This window comes from Lysobacter sp. yr284, assembly GCF_900107375.1.
Taxonomy (GTDB): Bacteria; Pseudomonadota; Gammaproteobacteria; order Xanthomonadales; family Xanthomonadaceae; genus Lysobacter.
Map to the genome: position 1 here is coordinate 21,475 of NZ_FNPT01000001.1, position 25,429 is coordinate 46,903.

Below are 25,429 nucleotides of genomic sequence, written 5' to 3' on the forward strand. Positions count from 1 at the left end.
GGTCGGCGCCCTATGACCAACACGCCCTCGCTTCCGTCCCCGCCCGGCGCGCTCGCCCGCGGCCTGGCCCTGTTGGCGCTGCTGGCCTGCGCCGCCGTCTCCTGGCTGGACGTGCGGCCGCCGCCGGCGCGCGGCGATGGCGCCGCGGCGAGCGAGTTCTCCGCCGCGCGCGCGATGCGCCACCTGCCGTCGATCGCATCCAGGCCGCACCCGGTCGGCAGCGCCGAGAACGCGCGGGTGCGCGCATACCTGCTCGCGCAACTGCAGGCGCTGGGCCTGCAGCCGCAGGTGCAGACCGCGTTCGTGGCCAAGCCCGACCGCTGGGGCGTGGTCGCCGGCACCGTCCACAACATCGTCGCGCGCCTGCCCGGGCGCGAGCCGGGCCGCGCGGTGGCCCTGATCGCGCACTACGATTCGGTGACCACCGGTCCCGGCGCCGCCGACAACGGCGCCTCGGTCGCCGCGATCCTGGAAACCCTGCGCGCGCTGCGCGCCGGCGCGCCGCTGCGCAACGAGGTGATGGTGGTGTTCACCGATGCCGAAGAAGCGGACCTGCTCGGCGCCGAAGCCTTCGTCGCCCAGCATCCGTGGGCGCGGCGGATCGCGCTGGCGCTGAACTTCGATTTCCGCGGCAACCGCGGCCCGTCCATGCTGTTCGAAACCAGCGCCGGCAACGGCCGGCTGGTGGCGCAGTTCGCCGCGGCGGCGCCGCACCCGATCGGCGGCTCGCTGGGCTACGAACTGTACCGGCGCATGCCCAACAGCACCGACTTCAAGGTGTTCAAGCACGCCGGCATCGCCGGGCTCAACTTCGCCGCGATCGAAGGCCACACCCACTACCACACCCAAATCGACCGGATCGATCGCTTGCAGCCCGACAGCGTGCAGCATCTGGGCGAGAACATGCTCGCCGCGACGCGCAGCTTCGGCGAATCGGACCTGCAACGCATCGACGGCGAAGACCGGGTGTTCTTCAACGCGCCGGGCCTGGGCATGCCGAACTACGGCGCGGGCTGGGCGCTCGCGTTCACCGCGCTGGCGGTCGCGCTGAGCATGGTCCTGCTCGCGGCGGGGCTGCGCGGCGGCGCGATCCGCGGCGCCGGCGTGGCCCGCGCCTTGCCGGTCTTCGCGCTCGGGCTGGTAGCGGCCGGCGCGGCCTGCCAGGCGGTGTGGATCGCGGTCGGCTGGCTGCATCCAGGCTACGCGACGTTGCTGCAGGGCGACACCTACAACAGCCATTGGTACCTGCTTGCGTTCCTGGCCCTGGCCGCGGGCGTGCAGACCGCGCTGCTGGCCGCGACGGCGCGCTGGTGCAGCGCGCTGGAGGCCGGATTCGGCGCGATGCTGGTGTGGACCGCACTGCTGTGCTGGGCCGCCGCGACCGTGCCGGGCGCCGGCTATCTGCTGTTGTGGCCGCTGCTGGCGGTGCAGGCCGGCACGTGGGCGAGCCTGGCGCGGCCGGGCCGCGGGCTGTCGGCGAACGCGCGGCTGGCCGTGCTGACCGTCGCGGCGATCCCCGGCGTGGCGCTGTTCGCGATGGTGCTGTGGGCGCTGTTCGTGGCGCTGACCCCGTCGTTGGCGTTCGTCGCCGGCGTCGCGGCCATGCTGCTGTTCGGCCTGTTCGCGCCGTTGCTGGCGCAGATCGCGGGCAGCGGGGCAGGGCGCTGGGTCCCGTGGCTGGCGGCGCTGGCGTTGCTCGCCGTCGGCTCGGTCACCGCCGGCTTCGACACCGCCCATCCGCGCCAGAACAGCTTGCTGTACGCGCAGGATGGGGCCAGCGGCAAAGCCTGGTGGATTTCGCGCGACGACCGGCCCGACGCATGGACCGGCCGCTACCTCGGCGCATCGCCGACGCAGCGGACCATGCCGGAATTCTTCGGCCCCGATTCCGATTCGTTCTGGGCCGGCGCGACGCCGGCGGTTCTGGCGCCGCCGACGCTTCGGCTCGACGCGCAGCGCAGCGACGCGCACGTGCGCACGCTCGAACTGACCCTAGCCTCCGCGCGCAACGCGCCGCGGCTGATGTTGAGCGTGGACGGCGCGAGCGTACTGCGCGCCTCCATCGCCGGCGTCGAGTACCCGAACGCGGAGGCGGACGGCAGCGAAGAATGGATGCTCGACCTGTACGGACAAGGCGACGCGCCGCTCCAGATCGAGCTGCAGCTCAAGGCCGGATCGGCCTACGCGATCCGCCTGGTCGATGCGTCGTACGACCCCACGATGATGCGCGTGCCGCGCCCCGAGGGCATGGTCGCGCAACCGTTCTCGCTCAACGGCGCGGCGCTGGTCCGCAGCGAGTTGCGCGGCGGCGCGGACGCGGCCGCCGCGGACAAGGCCGGGCCTTGAACCCATGCGCCGCCGGTTCGCATTGATCGCGTTCGTGTCGCGCCGGATTCGGCGCGATGCCCGCCGCGCATGCGGCCGGGCGCGAGCGCGCTAGGCCTCGTCCGCCCCATCGGCCGCCTGCAGCAGGTAGCCCAGGCCGCGCATCGCGTGGATCTCGATGCCGGCCGGCGCCAGCGTGCGCCGCAGCCGGGAAATATGCGATTCCAGCGTGTTGGATTCGATGTTGTCGTCGAAGCCGTACACCGCCTCCTGCAGCTTGGCCCGCGATACCGTCCTGCCGGCGCGCAGGCACAGCGCCTCCAGCACCAGCAATTGCCGGCGCGGCAGGTTCAGCTGGCTGCCGTGCAGGCTGGCGCAGCGGTCGGCGAAATCGAACTGCAGCGCGCCCAGCGTCATCGTCGGAATCTGCTGCTGCGCAGGGCGCCGGCACACCGCGCGGATGCGCGCCAGCAATTCGTTCACGTCGAACGGCTTGGTGATGTAGTCGTCGGCGCCGGCGTCCAGGCCCTGGATGCGGTCGCCGACCTGGTGGCGCGCGGTCAGGATCAGTACCGGCAGGCCCGGCTGCGCGCGCCGCGCCAGCGGGATCAGCGATACGCCTTCGCCGTCGGGCAGCTGCCAGTCCAGGATCAGCGCGCGGTAGTCGGCGTCGCTGAGCGCGCGCCGCGCCGCGCCCAGGTCGGCGGCGACGTCGAGCACGATGCTGTGCGCGGCCAGCGCGCTCTTCAACGCCTGCGACAGGCCTTGATCGTCTTCGACCAGCAGGATGCGCATGCTCAGGCCCCCCGCGCCGGCGCCGGCAGCAACGGCAGTTGCACGCAAAAGCGCGCGCCGCCCTGCGCCGAGCGCGACACCCGGATGCTGCCGCGGTGCCGGGTCACCACTTCGCGCGCCAGGTGCAGGCCCAGGCCGCTGCCCTGGGCGGCGGGGTTGAGCCGGTAGAACGGCGAGAAGATCTGCGGATATTCCTCCTCGGCGATGCCCGGGCCGGCGTCGGACACGCTGATGCGCGCCTCGCGCGACACGCTCAGTTCGATCTCGCCGGCGCCGCCGCCGTGGGTCATGGCGTTCTGCAGCAGGTTCATGATCACCCGCTGCAAGGCGCCGACGTCGCCGGACACGTACACCGGCTGCGCGGGCGCGTCGAACGAGAACGCATACCCGGCCTTGACCAGCAGCGGCGCGATGTCCTCGCCGACTTCGCGGCAGACCTGGACCAGGTCGAGGGTGTCGTTGGCGATGAGCCCGCGGTCGACCCGCTGCAGGTCCAGCAGTTGTTCGGAGATGTTCTCCAGCCGCGCGATGTCGCTGAGCAGGCTGGTCTTGGCCGGCCCGGCGGCCAGCGCGGCGGCGCGCGCGCGCACGATCGCGATCGGCAAGCGCAGCTCGTGGGCGGCGTTGCCGAGGAAGCGGTCGCGCGCCTCGGCGGCGTCCCAGATCCGGTCCAGCGCCTGGTTGAACGCGTCGATCAGCGGCTTGAGTTCGGAGGGCACCGCGGCGACGTCGAGATGGCGGCTGCGGCGGTTCATGTCGACCCCGCGCGCCTGCTCGGCGACCTTGCCGATGCCGCGCAGGCCGCGGCGCACGATCCACGGCACCAGCAGCAGGATCACGATCGCCACCGGCAACGCCATCCACAGGCTGACGAAGTAGAACAGCGGCGCGAACAGGCCGATCACGCCTTCCTCGGGCACGCCGCCGACGATGATCCGCAACCGCCCCCAATCGCGCTCGGCGACGACCAGGGTCGCGGCCAGGCGCGGGTCGGGGCTGCGCAGGTCGGAATCGCTCAACAGCGGCAGCATCGCCACCACCGGCCGGTACTCGGGCGGCAACTTGCCCCAGGTCAGGGTGTGTCCGGCCTCGTCCACCGCCGCCAGCCAGGCGGTTTCCGGCGCTTCGCGCAGCCGCGGCGGCAGCCGCGCCGGGTCCAGGGCGAGCACGCCGTTGCGGCGCTCGATGGCCTGCGCCGCATCGTCGGCGGTGTCGCGGTAGATCGTGCGCGATTCGGGCTTCCACAGCACCACGCACAACACGGCGAACAGCGCGAAGATCAGCGACACCACGCCCAGGCCCACGCGCCAGGCGATGCGCCGGCTCAACGACGGCGCGCGGAAGAAGGACGGGATCGGGTTACGCATGCTCGCTCCGGCGACGGCTGCAACGCGCAAAGCGTCGCCGGCATGATAGTCGCAATCGCGCCGGGCCCGGCCGCCGCAGGCCCGGCCTTGCGCGCCCGCGGCGGTGCGCGCGCAGGCGGCCGCGCGCGGCGTCAGGCGCGTTCGGCGGCATCCCCGGCACCGGCGCCGCTTCCCGGCGAAGCGCCGGCCCTGGCCTGCGCATCGGGCTCGGCCGGATTGTGGGTGATCAGCCGGGCCAGTTTCGGCGTCAGCCACAACTCGGCGTCTTCGACGAATTCGTACACCACCGGCACCAGCACCAGCGACAGCACGGTCGAACTGATCAGCCCGCCGATCACCGCCAGCGCCATCGGCACGCGGAACTCCGAGCCTTCGCCCAGGCCCAGCGCGGTGGGGATCATGCCGGCGGCCATGGCGAAGGTGGTCATCACGATCGGCCGCGCGCGTTCGCGGCAGGCCAGCACCAGCGCCTGGTGCTGGCTGGCGCCGTCGCGTTCGGCCTCGATCGCGAACTCGACCAGCAGGATCGAGTTCTTCGCCGCCAGCCCCATCAGCATCAGCAGGCCGATCAACGCCGGCAGGCCCAGCTCGGCGCCGCCGAGCAGCAGGCCGAGGAAGGCGCCGGCCAGCGACAGCGGCAGCGCCGCCAGGATCGTGATCGGCTTGAAGAAGCTGCGGAACAGCAGCACCAGCACCGCATAGATCATGAAGATGCCGGCGGCCAGGGCGAGGCCGAAGCTGGCGAACAGTTCCATCTGGTTCTCGCCCTGGCCGTAGGCGGGGTTGGTCACGCCCGGCGGCAGGTTGCGCAGGATCGGCAGGGCGTTGATGCGGGCCATCGCCTGGCCCAGCGAGACCTCGTGCAGCTCGGCCTCGACCATCGCGCGGCGTTCGCGGTCGTAGCGCTCGATGCGCGCCGCGCCGGCCTGGAAACCCAGGTCGGCGACCGCCGACAGCGGCACCGAACCGCCCGCGGCGGTGGGCACGCGCAAGGCGCCGATGACCGCGAGATCGCCGCGCGCGGCATCGTCGAGCCGCACCCGCACGGTGAGTCGCTCGGTGCCGGCGTTGAACTTGGCCGAGTTGGCGTCGACGTCGCCGAGCGTCGCCACCCGCGCGAGCGCCGCGACCGCTTCGGGAGTGACGCCCAGGCGCGCGGCTTCGGCCGGTTTCAGGCGCACGATCAGCTCGGTGCCCGGACGCGGAGTCACCTCGTGCACGTTGGCCAGCTCCGGCAGGCCGCGCATCTGCCGCTCCAGCGTGCGCGCGGCCTGTTCCAGCGCCGCGCCGTCCTCGCTCGACAGCAGGACCTGGACCACGGTGCTGCCGCCTTGCCCGGCCGGCCCGTAGCCCAGGCGCACGTCGGGGATGGACAGCATCGACGCGCGGATGTCGGCCTGGAATTCCTGCGTGGTCAGCGCGCGGTCCTCGCGCAGCAGCACGGTGATGTTGCTGCTGCCGGCGGCGTCGGTGGCGAGCGTGGCGAATACGGTCTTCACGTCCCCGCGCTTGTGCAGCTCGCGGGTGAGGCGCTGGGTGGAGGCCCGCAGGTCGTCCAGGGTCGCGCCGGGCGCGCCTTCCATGGAGATCTGCACGATGCCGTTGTCGGTCGGCGGGGTGTAGCCGGTCGGCAGCGCGGCGGCCAGGAACAGCGAGCCGACGAAGATCGCCACGCCCAGCGCCAGCGAGATCCAGCGATGATCCAGCGCCCAGTCCAGCGCGCGGCGGTAGCCGCCGCGGAACGGCTTGCGCGCATGGGCCTGCGCCTGCGGGGCGAGGAAATAGGCGCACATCAGCGGCGTGAGCATGCGCGCGACCACCAGCGAGGACAGCACCGCCACCGCCACGGTGATGCCGAACTCGAAGAAGAACTGGCCGACGAAGCCGCTCAGGAACGACACCGGCAGGAACACCACCACGATCGACAAGGTGGTCGCGGTCACCGCCAGGCCGATCGCGTCGGAGCCCTCGAACGCGGCCTGGAACGGCGTTTCGCCGAGCTGGATGCGCTTTTGGATGTTCTCGATCTCGACGATGGCGTCGTCGACCAGGATGCCGATCACCAGGGTCAGCGCGAGCAGGGTGATCATGTTGAGGCTGAACCCCATCGCCGCCATGATCGCGAAGGTGGGGATCAGCGAGATCGGCATCGCCACCGCGGCGATCGCGGTCGCGCGCCAGTCGCGCAGGAACGCCAGCACCACCAGCGCGGCCAGCAGCATGCCCTCGATCAGGGTATGCACGGTGGCGTCGAAGCTGTGGCGGGTGTTCTCGGCCGAGGAGACGATGCGGGTGAAGCTCAGTCCGGGATGGCGCCGGGCCAGTTCGTCGACGGCTTCGATGGTGGCTGCTTCCACATCGACGTCGGAGGCGGCCTTGGTCTTCATCACCTGGAAGCCGACCACCGGCGCGCCATTGAGCAGGGCCAGGCTGCTGCGTTCGCCGCCGCCGCTGCCGACCTGGGCCACCTCGCCCAGGCGCACGGTGCGGCCGTCGCCGGTCGGGATCACCAGCTGGCGCAGGCTCTCCACGCTCTGCGCCGCGTTGAGCACGCGCACGGTCTGCTGGTGCCCGCCGACGCGGGCGCTGCCGCCGCCGATGTCGGTGCTGAAGCCGCGCAGCGCATCGTTGACCTGCGGCGCGCCCAGGCCCAGCGCTTCCAGCCGGGCCGGGTCGAGGATCACGTTGATCTCGCGCTCGACGCCGCCGACGCGGGCGACCTGGGCGACGCCGTCGGCGCCGATCACCTCGCGCGCCACGGTGTCGTCGATGAACCAACTCAGCTCCACATCCGACATCGCCGGCGCCGACACCGCGTAGGTCAGGATCGGCATCTGGTCGATGTCGAAGCGGCGCACCACCGGCTCTTCGATCCCGCGCGGCAGCGTCGCGCGCACGCCGTCGATGGCCGCGCGCACCTCGTCGGTGGCTTTCTGCGGATCGGCGCCGACCACGAACTCGACCGTGGTCGAGGACAGGCCCAGCGACACCGTCGAGCTGACGTGGTCGACCTCGGCGATGCTGGCGACCGCGCCCTCGATCTCGCGGGTGATCTGGGTCTCGACCTCCGACGGCGCCGCGCCGGGCAGGGCGACGGCGACCTGCACGATCGGGAACGACACGTCCGGGAACAGCTTGATCGGCAGCGCCTTGTAGCCGGCCAGGCCGGCGAGCAGCAAGGCGATGAACAGCACGCTGACCGGGATCGGGTTCTTGATCGACCAGGCCGAAACGCCGAGCTTCATCTCAACGCTCCGCGGCGGACGGGGCCGGCGACAGGGCAGGGGCAGGGGACGCGGCGGCCAGCTCCGGCTTGACCCGGTCGCCGTCGATCAGAAACGCGCCGCCGGCCAGCGCCACCCGGCTGCCCACCGGCGGCCCCTGCAGCAGCTCGACCATGCCGGCCGAGCGTCGGCCGGTCTTCACCGCCACGCTGCGGGCGCGGTCGTCGCGGTCGATCAACGTGACCTGCGGGCCGCCGGCCTCGAAGCGCACCGCTTTTTCCGGCACCGCCGCGACCGGCGCGGAGCGGCTGGCGAAGACCGCGCGGGCGAAGCCGCCCACGCGCAGGTCCGGGTCGGCCGGCAGCGCGACGCGCACGCGGCCGAGCTTGGTCTTGGGATCGATGCGCGGGCTCACCAGCCGCACCCGGCCGGCGAAGGTCTTGCCGTCGGCGAGCGTGGTTTCGACCGCCTGCCCAACCTCGATGTCCAGGATCGCCGCTTCGGGCACCTCGGCATCGAGTTCGACCAGGTTGTCGCGGACGATGCGGTACAGGGGCTCGCCGCCGGACAACGAGCCCGGCCGCGCCGCGCGTTCGATCACCACGCCGGACACCGGCGCGCGCACCGTCATTTGCTGCAATTGCGTTTCCAGTTCGCGCAACTGCGCCTGGGCTACGCGGGCCTGGCTGCGGCGGCGGCCGATCTCCTCCTCCGACATCACCCCGGTGCCGTCGAGGCCGCGCATGCGTTCGGCTTCGATCACCGCGTTGGCGGTCTGGGCGCGTTGCTGCGACAGGCGTTCGCGCAGCAACGCGTCGTCGAGCACCGCCAGCGGCTGGCCGGCGCGCACCTGCGCGCCTTCCTCGACCAGCACGCGCAGCACCCGCACGCCGGCGTGCTCGGCGCCGACCGCCGCTTCCTCGCGCGCGACCAGCAGGCCCGAGGCGCTGGCCGCGCCGGCCAGCGCGCGGCTTTCCACGCGCGCGACCGACACCGCGCGCACGGTCTCCGGCGCCCGCGGCGCGGCGGGTTTCTGCTGCGAGCAAGCGTCCAGGAAAAACGCGGCGCAGGCCAGCAGGACGGAGGCGGGGGTCGAGGTCATGGTCGGGGCGGTCTGAATCGAAGGGGGGGAGGCGGGGAGGCGGGATCGGCAATCGCGAATCGCTGAGCGATGCGGACACGCCTGCAGACCGGTGGCGCAGCCAACCGGCGCGAAGGCGCGCCGTCGGCGCAGGTCAGACCTGCGCCGACGCGCCGCCCAGGACCAGCGAAGCCACGGCGATGAAATGGCACGCGCTTCCAGCGATCACGAAGACATGCCACAACGCATGCATGCCGGCGCGGCGGCGCGACATCAGGTAGAACGGCGTCCCTGCCGTGTAGGCGAGCCCGCCGGCCGCCAGCCACAACAAGGTGGCGCGGGCGAAATGTTGCAGGAACGGCTGCGCGGCGATCACCACCACCCAGCCCATCGCCACGTAGACGGCCGTGGAGATCCAGCGCCGCCCGATCGAGGCGCGCAGCTTCAGGCCGATGCCGATCGCCGCCGCCGGCCAGACGATCGCCAACAGCAACGCGCCCCAGCCGCCGCCCAGCTGCACCGCGAACGGGGTATAGGTGCCGGCGATCAGCAGGTAGATCGAACAGTGGTCGAGCGCGCGCAGCAGCGGCTTGCGCGCGGCGTCGGCGCTGCCGTGGTACAGCGCCGAGGACGTATACATCGCCAGCAGCGCGACGACGAACACGCACACCGATGCGGCCAGCGCGAACGGGCCGCGGCTCAGGCTCGTCGCGACGATCCATGCGCCGAGCACGGCGAAGACCGCCGCGCCGGCCGCGTGGGTCAGCGCGTTGGCGCGCTCTTCCGACGGAATCGAACGCAGCCACGACGATCGCCGTCGCGACGGGCGCAGGTTCCAGGCCGCGGAAGTCAGGCCGTAGCGGGTTTCGTGGTCCATGGTCGTTTGGCCTGTGGCTCGGGCAGGACGCCGGGCGGGCTCCTCGAACCAGCGACGGTAGCCAGCGAAGCTTGCGCGAACTATGCGGCGCGGTCGCGCGCCGCATAGTTCGCGATGCGCGTTAATCGCAGGCTCACACGACCGCGACGCGCACGCGACAAGGTTCGCGCAAGCATCGGGGCGCATCATGGCCCGGCCCACGCGGCCGTCGCGTCGCGGCGATCCGCGCGCCATCGGTATCGGACCGGGCCGAAGCGGCTCGCGTTCGTCCACGAACCCCCACAAGGAGAACCCCCATGTACGTACGCATCGCTTCCGGCCTGGCCCTGGCCGCCGGACTCGCCCTGTGGGCGAGCGCCGAAGCCGCGCCGCAATACAACGACTACGGCGGCGGCAACACCATCCGCTGCGAATCCGACGGCGGCCGCCAACAGTACTGCGATGCCGACACCCGCGGCGGCGTGCGCCTGAATCGCCAGCTGTCGAAATCCTCGTGCATCCAGGGCCGCAGCTGGGGCTACGACCGCCGCGGCGTGTGGGTGTCGCAAGGCTGCCGCGCCGATTTCGAGATCGGCCGCGGCGGGCACGGCGGCGGCGCCTGGGGCGATCGCGATCGCGGCCGCGGCGGCGGCGGCGGGCAAGTCCTCACCTGCGATTCCAACAAGGATCGCCAGAACCGTTGCAACGCCAGCGTGCGCCGCGGCGCGCGGCTGATCCGGCAGAACTCCAACTCGCCGTGCATCGAAGGACAGAGCTGGGGCTGGGATCGCAACGGCGTGTGGGTCAGCAACGGCTGCCGCGGGCAGTTCCAGATCGATTGAGCCGCGGCAGACACCAGGACTGACGGGGCAGCCTATTTCAGCTACCGTGCTTGCCAGCGATGCCGCATCATCAGGCGAGGGCAGGCGATTGGCAGCTTCCAACAGAACAACCGCAGAAAGCCCGTCGTCCGGGCTTCCTGCGCCTGAGCGCGCCGCGCGCCAACCCGTCTTCCAGCAGGTGCTCGGCGAGGATTGGCACCGTCTCGGCGAGGTCATCAGGCGCCATTACTTCCTGCGCGGCTTCAGCGACGACTACACCTGCGTCAAGGGCACCATGCAGGAGGTTTGGCACAGCGCGATCGCCAAGTGCCTGATCCCGTTCGCGCGGATATTCGGTGCGCTGGTCCCTTATCGCGGGACGGACGTGCCGATCGAGGTCCACTACAACGCCAGGCCCGACGATGGCACGGTCCACTGGGACCGCGTGTTCCATTTCGCCGGGCGCCCGCCGTTCCATTTTCTCTCCCACATGGAACATGTCGGCGGCAACGACGTGATCGAGTTCATCCGTTTCGGAGTGGGGATGCGGCTGAAGGTGACCGCCGAGGACGGTGCGCTCGTGTTCCGCGACGCGGGCTATGTCTGGCGGATGTTCGGTGCCGATGTGCCTTTGCCGCTGGGGCTGCTGCTCGGCCGCGCGTATATCGAGGAGCGGCCGGTGGATGCCGGGCACTTCAGCATGCGCATGACCCTGACTCATCCGCTGCTCGGCGAGTTGTTCCGCTATCGCGGCCGTTTTTCGCTCAACGACTGATCCTGCTGGCTATCGGCCGCGTCCCATCGCGTCATACAGGCGATGTGTCAGTAGTGCTCCGCCAAACCATGGCGACCAGCCAGAAAGAAAACAGCTGAATGGTCTCGGCCACGACGGCATCGCACTGCACCCGGGCCTTGCGGGTAAGCGGGTGCTCCGGCTCGATGGTGCCGACCACCGCGTCCCCGAGGAGCAGGTGGTAGTCCCGGACCAACAAGGTCTGAGGCTTGAGCAGCAAGGCTTGCCCAGAGCAGGTCAGGTCGAACGAGCGCCCCAGCAGGCTGCGCCTCTTCGCGACGGCAACGACGTTTCCCTCGCGCTCAAGCGTCCAGCTCGCATTGACCCAACCTTCTTTTCGAATCTCGAGCCTCGCGCCTTCGATTGCGATGGCGCCTTGATCCGATAGCGGCCCGAATGTCAGCTCGGCAGCGCCCAGCGCAAGGCCGGACACCGAGTAATTCCACGAGAAGACCGAGTGCGGCGTGCATTCCAGCATCGGTATCGACCTTGGCGTTGCGGGGCGACCAGACTATCTGTTCGGGAGACGGGTCGAAAGCGCGATGGTCGCGCGGAGACGATCGCCTCGCTGCATCCGGGTTGCGTGGACAATGGCGGCGCGCGCCCTGAGCTGTACGGCGACACATCGTCTTCGCTCTACACCCGCGTGCGTGCCTGGTCCGAACAGGGCAGGGGGCAGGACTCCTGGCAGGGGATGGCTGACCGGGACCACGCCTCCCCCGCAAACTGCTTTTTGAGAGGCAACAGTGATGCGCTACGCTTCCCCGCACAGGGGGAAGGTATGAAGCCAGGGATTGCGATGCTGCTGCTGTTGTTCTCGCTGCAGGCGAGCGGGCAGGCGGTTTACAAGTGCGTAGGGAAGGGCGGGGCCGTCTCGTATCAGAGCGAGCTGTGCGACAACGGCAGGCCCACTAAGGCCTGGGCGGCCACGCCAGAGCCGGAGCCGACTGACGCGCAGCTGCGGGCACGCTTGCTCGCACAGGAGCGTGCGCAGGCCGAATCGCGGGAGCTTGCTGCCAGGGCTGGGCGTGCGCCTGGGGTGTCTAGCGCTCGTTCTGGCGCGGCCCAGGGTGCGGCTATACCCATCGGCGGCAGTGCGTGCGCGGAAGCGCGTGCGAAGCGGGATGCTTGGCTTCGGAGCGACCTGGGCTTTAGCGCCGGCGTCGACACTCGGCGATCTTGGGATGACTTCGTCTGGAACGCCTGCACAGGTGCGGGGCTATCCATCGGCGGCATGCAGCCCGCTCCCTAGATAAATTTCGCATAATGTGTATTATGTTATTGTACGTAGCATTGCCAACACGGCTCATCCGCCCACCAACCCTCAGACATCGTTTCCCCATGGACCTCTCCAACTCGAAAATCGATCTCACCGGCGACTGGCTCGGCTGGCGCCAACGCGGGCGCTGGCTCATATCCGACGACGGACAACGCATCACCATCGGGCGTCTGCGCGGCCTGCTATGGCGCGAGCAAATGGAACTCTACCGGCAAGGTTTCGCCTCGCGCCGCAAGGCCGAACAGGCCAAGAGCCGACGGGCCTTTCCGGTCAAGGTCGTCGTGGTCGACCTCGCCGACTATCGCTGCAACGGCCTGGCGGCTTCGTAATCGCCTGACTCGCAGCAAGCATCCGCCTGCTTGAAATCTGGCCGTTACGACCGCCGCCAGCGCCCCAGAATTCGCGCTGGCGGGCCTGCCCGTACACGCCGGTGCCGGCGGCCCCAACCGTAAGGTTCCCGAAAGGTACGACGGCGGCCTCGTCGCCCAGTCTGGGCGCAACCGCCGGTCAGGACGACACCGGCGAGCGGCCCGCCGGACGTGCGGGCGAGCGTCGTCAGCTCAACGAGGATCTCATCATGGCCAGCATCGATTACGCCGGTTACGGCGTGTGGAACAACACCAACGACGTCACCAGCAAGGTCCGCCAGCAGTACAACGCCGGCCAGCGCACCTTCATCGCCAACAACGGCGATTACGGCGATCCGTCGCCGGGCGATCGCAAGTACCTGTACATCGTCTGGAACGGCTCCGACAGCGGCGTGGTCGGCGAGGACGACAGCCGCGGCATCACCGTGCCGTAAGCGAAGGGTTCGTCGCTGCCGATTTCGCATAACGCGAAGATCACGGGATCTCACGGGCGTCGGTCGGCATGACCGGCGCCTGTGCGCGTCTGGCTTTCCGTCGCTTCTGTCCTCGCAGCCGCCATGGCTTACAGGAGCGCGTAACGGACATCCTGCAGGACGCTTGCGCGCCTCCATGCGTACGTCCCGGCGCGACTGAGGCGTGATTCCCTCAAGGCCGCGGCAGAGCGAATAGCGACAGCATCAATGTGTCGAACCTGTTTCGACGACGAAACACCGCGATCCGGTTCGCCATCGCCGGATATGCGCAGCGATGCTGCTCGCCCCGCCCCGCTCGACACCAAGCCTCAGGCATCCAGCGTCGCTCCGCCGTCCACGCGCAGGTCGTGCAAGGTGATGTGGCGCGCACGATCCGACAGCAGGAAGCAGACCGCCTCGGCGATGTCGTCGGGCTCGGCGATGCGTCCGAGCGGAATGCCGATGCGGAAGCGCTCGCCGTCGCCGCGCAGGATGCGCTGGCGCGCCGCGTCGTCGGCAGCGAACGCGCGCTGCATGGCGGTGTCGGTGGAACCGGGCGAGACGATGTTGCAACGCACGCCGCACGGCGCGAGTTCCAGCGCCAGGCAACGCAGGTACTGAGTCGCGGCCGCTTTCGAGGCGGCGTAGGCCGACATGCCGGTGCGCGGCGCGGCGGCCGCGTTCGAGCCGACCGCGACGATGCTGCCGCCGCGGCGCTCGCGCATGCGCACGGCGACGGCGCGGGTGGTGACGAACACGCCGCGTGCGTTGACCGCCATGCATGCGTCCCAGTCGTCGGGATCCAGTTCGACCGCCGCGCCGACGCGCAGGATGCCGGCGACATGCGCCAGGTGCGCGATCGGCCCCAGTTCGTCCTCGATCCGCGCCACCGCCGCCTCGACCGCAGCGACATCGGCGACATCGCAGGCCTGCGCCAGCACCTGCGCCGCCTGCCCGCGCAGCGCCTGCGCCGTCGCCTGCAACCGCGCCTGGTCGCGATCCAGCAACGCCAGGCGCGCGCCCTCCCCCGCCAGCCGCGCCGCCGTCGCCGCGCCGATCCCCTGCGCCGCGCCGACCACCACCGCCACCCGCCCGGCGAACTCCCCTGCCCCGCTCTGCGATACGTTCATGCCGGCGCATCCTGTAACGCGTCGGCCTGCGCTTCGAATTCGTCCATGATCCGATGGCGCTCGTCGTGATAGCGCTCCTCGTCCCAACGGTGCTTCCAATACGGCACCGCGTACATCATCGCGCGCGCCACCCCGCGCTCGCGGGCGAGAAAATCGCGGATCGCCACCACTTGCGCGCTCTCGCCGGCCAGGGTCGCCGACACCGTCTCGCCGTCGTGCCACGGCAGTTCGCGCACCGCTTCCAGCAGCCGCCGGCTCGCGCCGGCCGGTGCGCCGTCGCGCGAGAACCAGCGCGCCTGCAAGCGCGGGTGGGTGGGCAAGGGCTGGATCTCGCCGGCATCGGGCGCTTCCAGCAAGGCATCGATGCGCGCCTGCGCCGGCAAGTGCGCGATCACCGCGCAGATCAGCGCGTAGCTGCTGGGATCGCCGACCAGCACATGCCGCGCGGCCTCGGCGCGGAACAGCGCCGGCCCGCCGGGGCCGGCCACGCCGAGCGCGTCGCCCGGCCGCGCCGCGGCGGCCCAGCGCGAGGCGGGGCCGTCGTCGCCGTGCAGCACGATGTCGATGTCGAGTTCGCCCGCGGCCGGATCGATCCTCGCGACCGTGTAGGTGCGCACCGCCGGCCGTACCGCGCCGGGCGGCCACACCGGCCCGTGCTCGCCGAACGTCGGCAGCGCCGGCGCCTGCCCGGCCGCGGCCGGCAGCAACAGCTTGATGTGCGCGCCTTCGCTGCCGACGGGGAAGCCGTCGAGTTCGGGCCCGCCGACGGTGATCCGGCGCATCTGCGCGGTGCGTTGGGCGATGCGCAGCACCCGCAGCAGCCGCGCGCGCGGACGCGCGCTCATGCGGCCTCGCGCGCGAGCGCGCCGTGCAGCTCGTCCAGGCGCAAGCCGGGATCGGCCAGGGCCGCGCGCATCAGCGCGACCAGGGCGCGATGGTGCGCGTCCAGCGTCGCCGCGTCGTAGGCCTGCGGATTGGCCTCGATGTCGAAGCGAACGCCATCGGCCAGCGGCGACACGGTCAGGTCCAGGTCCTCGACCGAGCCTACCGAGACCGGATGCGCGCGGCTGCGCAGGCCGTCGAACACGAAGCCGCGATCGAACGGCATCAGGTTGAGCACCGGCCCGTACAACTGTGCGTGGCTGTCGCCCAGGCCGAGGTCCTGGCGCAGCCATTCGTAGTTGTAGCGCTGGTGCGGGCGCAGTTCGCGCAATTCCGCGGCGACCGCGCGCGCCAGTTCGGCGAAGCTCCACTGTGCTTGCAGGCGCAGGCGCAGCGGCACCACGTTCATGCCCATGCACGGCACGCCCAGCGCCGCCGTGCCGAGCCGGTTCATCACCAACAGCCCCAGCGACACCGTGTCGCTGCCGCTGCGCGCGCGCATCCAGGCGAACACCGCGGCGATCAGCCACGCCGACCAGTCCACGCCGAGCGCGCGCGCCGCCTGTTGCCAACGCTGGTGTTCGCCCGCCGGCAGTTGCAGGCGCGAAGAGCGCGCGCTGTCGCCGGGCGCGCACTTGGGCCCGAGCGTGACCGGCTCGGCGAGATCGCCGCAACGCTGCAGCCAGAACCCGCGGCTGTGCGCGAACTCGGGCAAGGCGCGATAGCGCGCCTCTTCGGCCACCACCGGCGCCAGCGACCAGTCGCGCGCCGCCGGCGCCGCGCGGCCGCCGGTCCGGGCCGAATACAGTTCGGCGACGCGGTGGATCAACAGCAAGTAGGCGAAACCGTCGAGCGCGATGTGATGCGCGCGCAGATACCACAGGTGACGCTGCGCGCCCAGGCGGATCAGCGCGGTCGCGAACAACGGGCGCCGGGCCAGGTCAGCCGGGCGCAGCAGGTCCTCGCGCATCCAGCGCCAGGCGCTGTCCCAGGGCGCGTCGCAGCCGGCATAGTCTTCGCGGCCGATCACCACGCTGCGCGATTCGCGCAGGCGCTGCACCACCTCGGCGCCCTCGCCTTCATAGCGCATGTGCAACGCATCGCAGGCCTGCAGGGTTTCGCGGATCGCCGCCTCCAGCGCCGCCTCGTCGAGCGGGCCTTCCAGTTCCACCGCCTCGGCGGTCCACAGCGCCGGACTGTCGGGGTCCAGTTGTTGCGCCGACCACATGCCCAGCTGCGGGCCGGTGAGCGGCAGCGAAATCGTGGCGTCGGCCGCCAGCCCGCCGGACATCAGGCGGCCCGCCGTTGCTGGATCAATTCCCACCACTGCGCCACGCTGCCGCGCTCGGCCAGTTCGACCAGGCCGATGCGTTCTCCGCGCGCCGACCAGCGCTCCAGCAGCGTCATCATCCGGATCGAATCCAGCCCGGCTTCGAAGGGATTGTCGTCGGCGCCGATCTCGGCGAGCGGGCGCTCCATGATCAGCGCCAGTTCGGTGCGCAGCGCGGCCAGGCTCGCCGGCAGGCCGGCGCCGTCGGCCAGCGCCTGCGCGCAGTCGGCGCGGCCGAGCACCACGCCGCAGCGGCGCGAAACGTAATCCAGCGCCAGTTGGTGTTCTTCGGCGGAGAAATCCGCGAGCGCGTCGGCGACCAGGAACGGCTGGATGTCGTGCATGAAGGCATCGGCCACGGTCATCATGCAGCCGATATGGGCGTAGATGCCGCAAACGATGAGCTGGTCGCGGCCCTGCTCGCGCATGCGCTCGCGCAGGTCGCTGGAAACGAAGGCGCTGTAGCGCCATTTAGTCAGCACGGTGTCGTGCGCGCGCGGCGCGACCGGCGCGGCGACCGGCGCCAGCTGCGGCTGGGCGGTGATGCCCGGCCCCCACCATGGCTGCAGCAGGCCGCGCTGCTGCGCGCTCTGCACCGGCGGCTGGGCGGTATAGACTACCGGCACGCCGGCGTCGTCGCAGGCGTCGCGCAGCGCACGCACGTTCTCCAGCAACTGCGGCACCGGCGCCTGGGCCTGGTCGTAGAACGCCAGGAAATACTCCTGCAGGTCGTGGATCAGCAGCACCGCGCGCGCGGGCTCCGGGCGCCACTCCACCCGGTTGGACGGCCACTGCTGCGGACCGGGCATGGGATAGGCGGCGATCTTGGGAATGGTCATGGCGAGACCTCGGCGGTAACGGATTCGTGGACGGAAACGGCGGCCGGCGGCGCGAAGCGCGCGCGCAGGGCCTTCTTGTCGATCTTGCCGACCGCGGTGCGCGGCAACTCGGCGAGGAACTCGACGCGGTCGGGGATCTTGTAGGCGGCGATGCCGCGCTCGCGCAGGCTCTGCGCCAACTCGCGCGGCGTGGCGCGATCCGGCCCGCGCAGCACCACGAACGCGCAGGACTTCTCGCCGAGGAAGCGGTCGGGCATCGCCACCAGCGCGGCGTCGAACACCGCCGGGTGCGCCAGCAGATAGCCCTCGATCTCTTCGGCCGCGATCTTCTCGCCGCCGCGGTTGACTTGGTCCTTGGCCCGGCCTTCGACGATCAGGTGACCGCTGGCGAGACGGCGCACGCGGTCGCCGGTGCGATAGAAGCCCTCGGCGGTGAACGCGCGCGCGTTGTGCGCATCGGCGCGATAGTAGCCGCGGATCGTGTACGGCCCGCGGGTCAGCAGGTGGCCGATCTCGCCGGGCGCGACGTCGATGTCGTCGTCGTCGACGATGCGGATCTCGTCGTCGTCGCTGATCGGCCGGCCCTGCGTGCCCAGCACCAGATCCTCGCCGTCTTCGTCGCGGGTGTAGTTGACCAGCCCTTCGGCCATGCCGAACACCTGCTGCAGACGGCAGCCGAACGCCACCGGCACGCGCCGGGCGACCTCGCCGGCCAGGTGCGCGCCGCCGATCTGGACGCAGCGCAGGCTGCCCAGGTCGTAGCGCGCCCGCGCGCGCGATTCCAGCCACGCCAGCGCCAGCGCCGGCACCAGCGCGGTCACGGTGACGCGTTCGCGCTGGATCAGGGCGAAGCACGATTCGGCGTCGCCCTGCCGCGCCAGCACCACGCAGCCGCCGGCATGGAACACGCCGAGCGCGCCGGGCGAACTCATCGGAAAGTTGTGCGCGGCCGGCAGCGCGCACAGATAAACGCTAGCTCCGTCCAGGCCGCAGATGCGCGCGCTCTCGCGCACGCTGTAGAGATAGTCGTCGTGGGTGCGCGGGATCAGCTTGGGCACGCCGGTGCTGCCGCCGGACAGTTGCAGGAAGGCGAATTCGGCCGCGTCCGGGCCGTCGCCCTGCAGCGGTTTGTCGAGCAGCGCGTCGAAAGCGTGGAACTCCTCGGCCTCGCCGACCACCACTACCTCGCCCAGGCCGGGATGCGCGGCGCGCACCTCGCGGATCATCGCGCGGTAATCGAAGCCGCCGTCGCGGTCGGCGATGACGCAGGCGCGCACCTCGGCGTGGCCGACGAAGTAGCCGATCTCGGCGCGGCGATGCGCCGGCAGCGCGAACACCGGCAGCGCGCCGAGCAGGAACAGCGCGTGGCAGGCGACGTAGTACTCGCCGATGTTCGGCAGCTGCAGCAGCACCCGGTCGCGCGGTGCGATGCCGATGCGGCGCAGGCCCGCGGCGAAACGCCGCGCGTCGCGGTCCAGTTGCGCGTAGCTCCAGCGCCGCTCGCCGCAAACCACGGCGGTGCGCTCGGGATAGGCCCGCGCGCCGCGGGCCAGGGCGGCGTACAGGTTCTCGCCGATCCAGTAGCCGCGTTCGCGATAACGCGCGGCGAATTCCTGCGGCCAGGCCACGCAGCCGTCCAGCGGCGGCGCCGCGCTCATGCCCTGCCCTGCGCTTCGGCCACGTGCGCCAGCCCCATCGCGCCGAGCATGGTGCGCAGCTTGGCCGTGGTCTCGGCCAGTTCGGCCTCCGGTTGCGAGCCGGCGACGATGCCGGCGCCGGCGAACACCGTCGCGCGGTCTTCCTCGACCAGGGCGCAGCGGATCGTCACCGCCCATTCGCCGTCGCCGTCGCTGTCGCACCAGCCGACCAGGCCGGTGAACAAGCCGCGGTCGTAGCCTTCCAGTTCGCGGATCGTGCGCCGCGCCGGTTCGGTCGGATAGCCGCACACCGCCGGCGTGGGATGCAGCGCCAGCGCCAGCCGCAGCGAACTGGTCGCCGGATCGCGCAGCACGCCGTCCACGCGCGTGGACAGGTGCCACATGGTCGGCGTGGCCAGCAGCGAAGGTGTCGCCGGCACCTGCAGTTCGCGGCAGAACGGGCGCAGCGCCGCGGCCACGTCCTCGATCACCAGCGCATGTTCGTGCAGGTCCTTGGCCGACTGCAGCAGGCCCTCGGCGCGGCGCCGGTCCTCGTGCGGATCGGCGCTGCGCGGGATCGAGCCGGCCAGCGGATTGGACACGATCCGCGCGCCGCGCTTGGACAGCAGCAATTCCGGGCTGGAGCCGATCAGGCAGGCGGCGGGGCCGCCGGCGCCGGCCAGGTCCATGGCGAAGGTGTACGCCGACGGCGCGCGCGCCAGCAACTGCGCGAGCAATTGCGTCACCTCGACCCGCGCATCGATGCGCAGGCTGCGCGACATCACCACCTTGCGCAGGCCGCCGTCGTGGATGCGTTGCAGCGAGCGCTCGACGTTGCGCTTGAACTGCGCCGGCGCCGGCACCGGCTCGACGTTCGGCGCGATCGCCAACGCGTCGCGCGCCTCGCCGCGCACGGCGCCGCGATGGCGCGCGCGCCCGGCCGCGAACGCGGCCTGGGCCGGCACCCACAACCGCGCGGGTTGGCCGCCTTCGAACGGCACCGCGCCCAGCAACGGCAAGCGCCCGGCGTCGGCGGCGACCCGCGCCAGCAGGCGCTCGCTGGCGCCGGCGAGGTCGTCGTCGCTGGCGCGCGTCAGCGGCTCAAGCACGCCGCGCGCATGCAGTTGGGTGTGGCTGGAGGAGAACAGCGAATCGTGCGCGCGATAGCTCGACAGCAAGGCCGGCGCGGCGACTTCTTCGGCCGCTTCGTGGCCGGGCGCGCATGCCTCGAATCCAACCAGGCCCGACTCGCCCGCGCCGGTTTCGCTCGCGGGAACAGGCGCCAGCAGCGCCGATTGGGATTCGTCGTTCATCGCCGCGCTCCGGCACGCGCAACGACGCGCTCGCCGCGAGGATCGCGGAAGACGGAAGGCGAAAAGCGGAAACCAAGCGTCGCGCAAGCCGCGCGTGGGAATGCGTTCAAGGGGCACCTGCAGGCTCTGGGGTCGAGAGCTTGCGGGCGCGAACGCCGGCTGGCCGGAAATGGACGAGCCGTGAGTACGTCGTCCGTGTGAGGAGGAATTATGCCACTTGCGCGAGTCCGGGCAAGCGCTTGCGCGCCACGCGCGAGATGAACGAAACCGCGCGCACGGCCACGCGCGCAGCTACGCCGAACCCGGCCGCGGGTTCAAGCCGTCGCGATGCGATAGGCATCACAGCCGGACAAATCCGCTTTGCGACTCGCATCACGCCGCTGTGCGCGATGCAGCCAGCCCGGCATGCCACCGCAAACCGTCGCGCTGGCCGCGATCGACCCGCACCGGCCCGACGGCGCCAACCGCGGCGGCTGTCGTCAGGCCCGCGATTCGCCGTGCCTGCGCTTGTGCTGCGCGCACCGCCGCAGCCGCATGCCGTTCATGCCGCCAGCCAGCGCAACGCCCCACGCATCGCCACCGCCCCGGCCAGCGTGGCCAGCAGCGACGCGCCGACGTGCGCGGCCACGATCGCCCCGGCCCAGCCGTATTCGCCGCGCAGCAGCAGGCTGGAGGTCTCGGCCGAAAACGTCGAGAACGTGGTCAGGCCGCCGAGGAAACCGGTGGTCAGCGCCAGCCGCAACGCCAGCGGCAGGGTTTCGTACTGGGCGAACACCGCCATCGACAGGCCCATCAGCAGCCCGCCCAGGACGTTGGCGGCCAGGGTGCCCATCGGGAGGGTCGGGAACAACGGGTTCAGGGCCAGGCCGAGCCACCAGCGCAGCAACGCGCCCAGGCCCGCGCCGATGAAGATGCTCACAGCCGACATGCCATCCACGCGCTCGGACTCCTCACGGTTTGCAAGGAGCGCGCGCGGCGGGCATCGACTGGACGGCGACACGCCTGCGCACCCGCGCTCCGGGGGTGGGCAGGCATCATCAGCCTTGGCGGCGGTTCGCCTGTCGCGACAGGACCGGAGGAATGCCATCTCCGCCGGCCATGCTACCGCAGCGGCAAATCCGCGAACAAGCGCGCGCCCGCGGCCGGCCGCGCGCGACCCGGGCCGCGCCTGCGGCAGGCAAAATCACGGCATCGCGGCCGCTCGGCAGCATGTCGAACTGAACGCGGCGCGCAACCTTCCCACCCGGGAAGGTTCCACCATCGCCTGCGATTGCGTGCACAATGCGTTTCGTTCGTACGCGAGCCCGGTTCTCGCCGTCGTTCGCCGCTCCCATCGCATCCACTGCCCTGCCCTCGCGCATGTCCTTTCTTTCGCTGCTGCTGCGCCTGTCGCTGATCGTCGCGTTGAGCCTCAACGGCTACGCGTCGGCGGCGATGATCGCCAGCGGCGGCCACGCGATGGGCCCGCGCATGGCGACGGCGCCCGCGCCCGCGGCGGACGAGGCGATGGCCGACTGCCACGACGGCATGGACATGCCGGCGATGGCGCACGACGCCACGGCGAAGGGCCACCACGGCGGCGCCCCCGATTCCGCGCCGCCTCCCGGCGATCCGGCCGCCGCGCACGACGGCGACTGCTGCGGCAAGTTCGCCTGCCAGTGCGATTGCCTGCAGGCGGCCAGCATCGCCCATGCGATCGTGCCGCTGCCGCCGCGCCTGGACGAGATCGCGCCGGCGCTGCCGAACGCGCACGCGCCGCCCAGCGGCGTGCTGAGCCTGCCGATCCGCCCACCCATCGCCTGATTCGCGACCGCCGGCCCTGCGCCGGCCCACGGCCGTACGCGCCCGCGGCGAACGCCGCGCGCCGTCGTCCGTCCGCACGCGCGCGGCGCGGCCCACCGCCCGCCCGCGCATCGCTTGCCGCCAGAACGATCGCGGCGCTTCCCCCTCGCCGGCAACGGCACGGAAGGTCAAATGAATTCACATATTCCCCCCTACGGCGCGCCGCTGGACCGCAGCCGCCGCCGCTTCGTCGCCGGCCTCGCCGCCGGCGGCGCCATCGCCGGCAGCGGCCTGTGGCGCGGCGCGTTCGCCGCGCCGATGGCGCACACCCCACGCGTTCTCAGCGGCACCGAATTCGATCTCGACATCGGCGCCACCCAGGTCAATTTCACCGGCCGCGTACGCCCGGCGGTGACCGTCAACGGCAGCCTGCCGGCACCGATCCTGCGCTGGCGCGAAGGCGACACCGTCACCCTGCGCGTGGCCAACCGCCTGCGCGAGGGCATGACCTCGATTCACTGGCACGGGCTGATCCTGCCGGCCAACATGGACGGCGTGCCCGGCCTGAGCTTCGACGGCATCCGCCCGGGCGAGAGCTACGTCTATCGCTTCCGGGTCGGCCAATCCGGCACTTACTGGTATCACAGCCACTCGCTGTTCCAGGAACAGGCCGGCCTGTACGGCGCGATCGTGATCGACCCGCGCGAGCCGCATCCCTACCACTACGACCGCGAGCACGTGCTGCTGCTCTCGGACTGGACCGACCTGGAACCGGCCGCGCTGTTCCGCCGGCTCAAGCAGATGTCGAGTTACGACAACTACTACAAGCGCACCGTCGGCGACGCGCTGCGCGACGTGCGCGACAAGGGCCTGGCCGCGACCCTGCGCGACCGCGGCGAATGGGGGCGCATGCGCATGACCCCGACCGACCTGTCGGACGTCAACGGCCACACCTATACCTATCTGCTGAACGGCGTCGCCCCCGCGGGCAACTGGACCGGCCTGTTCAAGCCCGGCGAGAAAGTGCTGCTGCGCTTCGTCAACGGCTCGGCGATGACCTACTTCGACGTGCGCATCCCCGGCCTGAAGATGACCGTGGTCGCCGCCGACGGCATGCCGGTGCATCCGGTCAGCGTCGACGAGTTCCGCATCGCCGTGGCCGAGACCTACGACGTCATCGTCGAACCCTCGGGCCAGGACGCCTACACGATCTTCTGCCAGGACAACGCCCGCACCGGCTACGTGCGCGGCACCCTGGCGCTGCGCCCGGGTCTGGAAGCGGAAGTGCCGCGCACCGACCCGCGCCCGCTGCTGACCATGGAGGACATGGGCCACGGCGGCATGGGCGGGCACGGCGGCCACGACATGTCGTCGATGAAGGGCATGGAAGGCGGTTGCGGCGGCAACATGGGCGGCGGCAAGGCCAAGGGCATGGAAGGCGGCTGCGGCGCGAACATGGGCGGCGGCAACGGCATGGCCGGCATGGACCACGGCGCCGGCGCGAAGCCCGGCGGCGACGAGCGCCTGATCGACATGCGCGCGATGAGCGTCTCGCCCAAGCTCGACGATCCCGGTATCGGCCTGCGCGGCAACGGCCGCAAGGTGCTGACCTACGCCGACCTGCACAGCGTGTTCCCCGACCCCGACGGCCGCGAGCCCGGCCGCGAGATCGAGCTGCACCTCACCGGCCACATGGAGAAGTTCGCCTGGTCCTTCGACGGACAGAAATTCATGGGCGCCGAGCCGATCCGGCTGACCTACGGCGAGCGCCTGCGCATCGTCCTGGTCAACGACACGATGATGACCCACCCGATCCACCTGCACGGCCTGTGGAGCGACGTGGAGAACGAGAAGCAGGAGTTCCAGGTGCGCAAGCACACCGTCGACATGCCGCCGGGGACGCGCCGCAGCTACCGCGTGCGCGCCGACGCGCTCGGCCGCTGGGCCTTCCACTGCCACCTGCTCTACCACATGGAAGCGGGGATGATGCGCGAAGTGAGGGTCGAAGAATGAAGACCACACCCCTCCTGCCCCGCTCCGCGCTGGCCCTGGCGCTGTCGTTCGCCGGCGTCGCCGGCGCGCAGCAGCACGATCACGCCGCGCACGCCGCGCACGCCGCGCACGCCGCGCACGCCGCGCACGCGGCCGACGCCGCGCCCGCGGCGACGATGGACCATTCGCGAATGCAGCATTCGCCGGCCGGCGGGCCCGCCAAGAAGACGCCGGCGAAGCAGGCCGCGGCGAAGGCGACCTCCGCGGACGACGCGCAGACGGACCATTCCACGATGGATCATTCCGGCCACTCCGCGCCGGCTGCCGCGCCTGCGTCGAAAGCGGCGATGGACCATTCGCAGATGGACCACTCCGGGATGGACCACTCGCAGATGGGCCACGGCGCCGCGCCGCGTGCCGACGCGGCGCAGCCGCCGCGCGAACCGATCCCGCCGCTCACCGACGCCGACCGCACCGCCGCGTTCCCGCCGATCGGCCTGCACATGCAGCACGCGCCCGAGTTCGGCCGCATGGTGGTGTTCAACCGCCTGGAAGCGGTCGACGCCGACCACGGCAGCGCCCAGGCCTGGGAAGGCCAGGCCTGGTTCGGCAACGACACCGACCGCCTGTGGCTGCGCAGCGAAGGCGAGCGCGAGGACGGCCGCACCGAATCGGCCAACCTGGAGGCGCTGTACGGCCGCGCGATCTCGCCGTGGTGGGACGTGGTCGCCGGCGTGCGCCACGACTTCCGTCCCGAGCGCTCGCAGACCTGGGCCGCGTTCGGCCTGCAGGGGCTGTCGCCGTACAAGTTCGAGGTCTCCGCCACCGCCTACCTGGGCGAACGCGGGCAAAGCGCGCTCAACCTGGAAGCCGAGTACGAACTGCTGCTGACCAATCGCCTGATCCTGCAGCCGCTGGTCGAAGTCGAGTTCTACGGCAAGGACGATCCGCGCCGCGAAACCGGCGCCGGCCTGAGCACCGCCGAGGCCGGCCTGCGCCTGCGCTACGAGTTCAGCCGCAAGTTCGCGCCGTACATCGGGGTGAGCTGGGAGCGCGCGTTCGGCGACACCGCCGACTACCGGCGCGCGCACGGCGAGCGGATCGAAGACACCCGCCTGGTCGCCGGCGTGCGGCTGTGGTTCTGAAGGAGCGCAGCGATGAAC

21 protein-coding genes and 1 riboswitch are annotated in these 25,429 nt (G+C 71.3%); of the genes, 8 read left to right on the forward strand and 13 right to left on the reverse strand.

All coding sequences use genetic code 11. The features are described from left to right. Window positions 1-12: 12 nt before the first annotated feature. Complete coding sequence (locus BLV01_RS00025; protein WP_091792917.1) at window positions 13-2,346, forward strand: M20/M25/M40 family metallo-hydrolase; 2,334 nt, start codon at window positions 13-15, stop codon at window positions 2,344-2,346. Window positions 2,347-2,436: 90 nt separating this feature from the next. On the opposite strand, the gene BLV01_RS00030 is transcribed toward BLV01_RS00025, so the two are convergent. The 5 genes from BLV01_RS00030 to BLV01_RS00050 form a co-directional block, all read right to left on the reverse strand. After that, the gene (locus tag BLV01_RS00030) at window positions 2,437-3,120 is read right to left on the reverse strand and encodes a response regulator (protein ID WP_091792919.1); all 684 of its coding nucleotides are present in this window, start codon (window positions 3,118-3,120) and stop codon (window positions 2,437-2,439) included. Between the two features lie 2 nt (window positions 3,121-3,122). Next, window positions 3,123-4,487 (reverse strand): sensor histidine kinase, encoded by a 1,365-nt coding sequence (locus tag BLV01_RS00035; protein ID WP_091792921.1) that lies wholly within the window; start codon window positions 4,485-4,487, stop codon window positions 3,123-3,125. 131 nt (window positions 4,488-4,618) lie between these two features. After that, on the reverse strand, window positions 4,619-7,732 hold the full coding sequence (locus BLV01_RS00040) for an efflux RND transporter permease subunit (RefSeq protein ID WP_091792923.1): 3,114 nt from the start codon (window positions 7,730-7,732) through the stop codon (window positions 4,619-4,621). A gap of 1 nt (window position 7,733) precedes the next feature. After that, window positions 7,734-8,813: an efflux RND transporter periplasmic adaptor subunit gene (locus BLV01_RS00045; protein WP_091792925.1), complete on the reverse strand. Its 1,080-nt coding sequence runs from the start codon at window positions 8,811-8,813 to the stop codon at window positions 7,734-7,736. 133 nt (window positions 8,814-8,946) lie between these two features. After that, complete coding sequence (locus BLV01_RS00050) at window positions 8,947-9,669, reverse strand: PAQR family membrane homeostasis protein TrhA (RefSeq protein WP_091792927.1); 723 nt, start codon at window positions 9,667-9,669, stop codon at window positions 8,947-8,949. Window positions 9,670-9,965: 296 nt separating this feature from the next. Between BLV01_RS00050 and BLV01_RS00055 the strand changes: the two genes are divergently transcribed. Continuing rightward, the gene (locus BLV01_RS00055; protein WP_091792929.1) at window positions 9,966-10,490 is read left to right on the forward strand and encodes a DUF3011 domain-containing protein; all 525 of its coding nucleotides are present in this window, start codon (window positions 9,966-9,968) and stop codon (window positions 10,488-10,490) included. An 88-nt stretch (window positions 10,491-10,578) separates the two neighbouring features. Then, entirely contained in the window at window positions 10,579-11,244 is a 666-nt protein-coding gene (locus BLV01_RS00060; protein ID WP_091792931.1) for a DUF4166 domain-containing protein, read from the forward strand. Between the two features lie 31 nt (window positions 11,245-11,275). On the opposite strand, the gene BLV01_RS00065 is transcribed toward BLV01_RS00060, so the two are convergent. Beyond that, window positions 11,276-11,740: a hypothetical protein gene (locus BLV01_RS00065; RefSeq protein WP_091792933.1), complete on the reverse strand. Its 465-nt coding sequence runs from the start codon at window positions 11,738-11,740 to the stop codon at window positions 11,276-11,278. Window positions 11,741-12,603: 863 nt separating this feature from the next. On the opposite strand from BLV01_RS00065, the gene BLV01_RS00075 reads away from it, so the two are divergent. Both BLV01_RS00075 and BLV01_RS00080 read left to right on the forward strand, forming a co-directional pair. Beyond that, window positions 12,604-12,870: a hypothetical protein gene (locus BLV01_RS00075; RefSeq protein ID WP_091792937.1), complete on the forward strand. Its 267-nt coding sequence runs from the start codon at window positions 12,604-12,606 to the stop codon at window positions 12,868-12,870. 248 nt (window positions 12,871-13,118) lie between these two features. After that, window positions 13,119-13,343, forward strand: a complete 225-nt coding sequence (locus tag BLV01_RS00080; protein ID WP_091792939.1) for a hypothetical protein — start codon at window positions 13,119-13,121, stop codon at window positions 13,341-13,343. Window positions 13,344-13,690: 347 nt separating this feature from the next. Here the strand turns inward: BLV01_RS00080 and BLV01_RS00085 are convergent, their stop codons facing one another. The 7 genes from BLV01_RS00085 to crcB all read right to left on the reverse strand — a co-directional run bounded on the left by BLV01_RS00085 (window position 13,691) and on the right by crcB (window position 21,420). Beyond that, entirely contained in the window at window positions 13,691-14,491 is an 801-nt protein-coding gene (locus BLV01_RS00085) for a 2,3-dihydro-2,3-dihydroxybenzoate dehydrogenase (protein WP_091792941.1), read from the reverse strand. Beyond that, window positions 14,488-15,336, reverse strand: a complete 849-nt coding sequence (locus tag BLV01_RS00090; protein ID WP_091792943.1) for a siderophore-interacting protein — start codon at window positions 15,334-15,336, stop codon at window positions 14,488-14,490. The genes BLV01_RS00085 and BLV01_RS00090 overlap by 4 nt, the downstream gene beginning before the upstream one ends. Continuing rightward, window positions 15,333-16,664 (reverse strand): condensation domain-containing protein, encoded by a 1,332-nt coding sequence (locus BLV01_RS00095; protein WP_091792945.1) that lies wholly within the window; start codon window positions 16,662-16,664, stop codon window positions 15,333-15,335. The genes BLV01_RS00090 and BLV01_RS00095 overlap by 4 nt, the downstream gene beginning before the upstream one ends. After that, entirely contained in the window at window positions 16,664-17,542 is an 879-nt protein-coding gene (locus BLV01_RS00100) for an isochorismatase (RefSeq protein ID WP_175485712.1), read from the reverse strand. Before BLV01_RS00100 ends, BLV01_RS00095 begins: the two co-directional genes overlap by 1 nt. Continuing rightward, a complete protein-coding gene (locus BLV01_RS00105) occupies window positions 17,539-19,200 on the reverse strand; it encodes a (2,3-dihydroxybenzoyl)adenylate synthase (RefSeq protein ID WP_091792947.1) in 1,662 nt (553 codons plus the stop codon). Before BLV01_RS00105 ends, BLV01_RS00100 begins: the two co-directional genes overlap by 4 nt. After that, on the reverse strand, window positions 19,197-20,492 hold the full coding sequence (locus BLV01_RS00110) for an isochorismate synthase (protein WP_091792949.1): 1,296 nt from the start codon (window positions 20,490-20,492) through the stop codon (window positions 19,197-19,199). The genes BLV01_RS00105 and BLV01_RS00110 overlap by 4 nt, the downstream gene beginning before the upstream one ends. A gap of 541 nt (window positions 20,493-21,033) precedes the next feature. Next, entirely contained in the window at window positions 21,034-21,420 is a 387-nt protein-coding gene (gene crcB, locus BLV01_RS00115; protein ID WP_091792951.1) for a fluoride efflux transporter CrcB, read from the reverse strand. Window positions 21,421-21,513: 93 nt separating this feature from the next. Further along, window positions 21,514-21,592, reverse strand: a riboswitch (Fluoride riboswitch). A gap of 259 nt (window positions 21,593-21,851) precedes the next feature. On the opposite strand from crcB, the gene BLV01_RS00120 reads away from it, so the two are divergent. From BLV01_RS00120 to BLV01_RS00130, 3 genes are all read left to right on the forward strand, one after another. Then, on the forward strand, window positions 21,852-22,295 hold the full coding sequence (locus BLV01_RS00120; protein WP_091792953.1) for a CopL family metal-binding regulatory protein: 444 nt from the start codon (window positions 21,852-21,854) through the stop codon (window positions 22,293-22,295). A gap of 171 nt (window positions 22,296-22,466) precedes the next feature. Beyond that, complete coding sequence (locus BLV01_RS00125) at window positions 22,467-24,287, forward strand: copper resistance system multicopper oxidase (RefSeq protein ID WP_091792955.1); 1,821 nt, start codon at window positions 22,467-22,469, stop codon at window positions 24,285-24,287. Continuing rightward, window positions 24,284-25,411: a copper resistance protein B gene (locus BLV01_RS00130; RefSeq protein ID WP_091792957.1), complete on the forward strand. Its 1,128-nt coding sequence runs from the start codon at window positions 24,284-24,286 to the stop codon at window positions 25,409-25,411. The genes BLV01_RS00125 and BLV01_RS00130 overlap by 4 nt, the downstream gene beginning before the upstream one ends. The last annotated feature ends 18 nt before the right edge of the window (window positions 25,412-25,429 follow it).

Excerpts from the sequence above, each read along its gene's own strand:
- BLV01_RS00025 (WP_091792917.1), top strand. The coding sequence starts at position 13 with ATGACCAACACGCCCTCGCTTCCGTCCCCGCCCGGCGCGCTCGCCCGC.
- BLV01_RS00030 (WP_091792919.1), bottom strand. The coding sequence starts at position 3,120 with ATGCGCATCCTGCTGGTCGAAGACGATCAAGGCCTGTCGCAGGCGTTG.
- BLV01_RS00035 (WP_091792921.1), bottom strand. The coding sequence starts at position 4,487 with ATGCGTAACCCGATCCCGTCCTTCTTCCGCGCGCCGTCGTTGAGCCGG.
- BLV01_RS00040 (WP_091792923.1), bottom strand. The coding sequence starts at position 7,732 with ATGAAGCTCGGCGTTTCGGCCTGGTCGATCAAGAACCCGATCCCGGTC.
- BLV01_RS00045 (WP_091792925.1), bottom strand. The coding sequence starts at position 8,813 with ATGACCTCGACCCCCGCCTCCGTCCTGCTGGCCTGCGCCGCGTTTTTC.
- BLV01_RS00050 (WP_091792927.1), bottom strand. The coding sequence starts at position 9,669 with ATGGACCACGAAACCCGCTACGGCCTGACTTCCGCGGCCTGGAACCTG.
- BLV01_RS00055 (WP_091792929.1), top strand. The coding sequence starts at position 9,966 with ATGTACGTACGCATCGCTTCCGGCCTGGCCCTGGCCGCCGGACTCGCC.
- BLV01_RS00065 (WP_091792933.1), bottom strand. The coding sequence starts at position 11,740 with ATGCTGGAATGCACGCCGCACTCGGTCTTCTCGTGGAATTACTCGGTG.
- BLV01_RS00075 (WP_091792937.1), top strand. The coding sequence starts at position 12,604 with ATGGACCTCTCCAACTCGAAAATCGATCTCACCGGCGACTGGCTCGGC.
- BLV01_RS00080 (WP_091792939.1), top strand. The coding sequence starts at position 13,119 with ATGGCCAGCATCGATTACGCCGGTTACGGCGTGTGGAACAACACCAAC.
- BLV01_RS00085 (WP_091792941.1), bottom strand. The coding sequence starts at position 14,491 with ATGAACGTATCGCAGAGCGGGGCAGGGGAGTTCGCCGGGCGGGTGGCG.
- BLV01_RS00090 (WP_091792943.1), bottom strand. The coding sequence starts at position 15,336 with ATGAGCGCGCGTCCGCGCGCGCGGCTGCTGCGGGTGCTGCGCATCGCC.
- BLV01_RS00095 (WP_091792945.1), bottom strand. The coding sequence starts at position 16,664 with ATGTCCGGCGGGCTGGCGGCCGACGCCACGATTTCGCTGCCGCTCACC.
- BLV01_RS00100 (WP_175485712.1), bottom strand. The coding sequence starts at position 17,542 with ATGACCATTCCCAAGATCGCCGCCTATCCCATGCCCGGTCCGCAGCAG.
- BLV01_RS00105 (WP_091792947.1), bottom strand. The coding sequence starts at position 19,200 with ATGAGCGCGGCGCCGCCGCTGGACGGCTGCGTGGCCTGGCCGCAGGAA.
- BLV01_RS00110 (WP_091792949.1), bottom strand. The coding sequence starts at position 20,492 with ATGAACGACGAATCCCAATCGGCGCTGCTGGCGCCTGTTCCCGCGAGC.
- crcB (WP_091792951.1), bottom strand. The coding sequence starts at position 21,420 with ATGTCGGCTGTGAGCATCTTCATCGGCGCGGGCCTGGGCGCGTTGCTG.
- BLV01_RS00120 (WP_091792953.1), top strand. The coding sequence starts at position 21,852 with ATGTCCTTTCTTTCGCTGCTGCTGCGCCTGTCGCTGATCGTCGCGTTG.
- BLV01_RS00125 (WP_091792955.1), top strand. The coding sequence starts at position 22,467 with ATGAATTCACATATTCCCCCCTACGGCGCGCCGCTGGACCGCAGCCGC.
- BLV01_RS00130 (WP_091792957.1), top strand. The coding sequence starts at position 24,284 with ATGAAGACCACACCCCTCCTGCCCCGCTCCGCGCTGGCCCTGGCGCTG.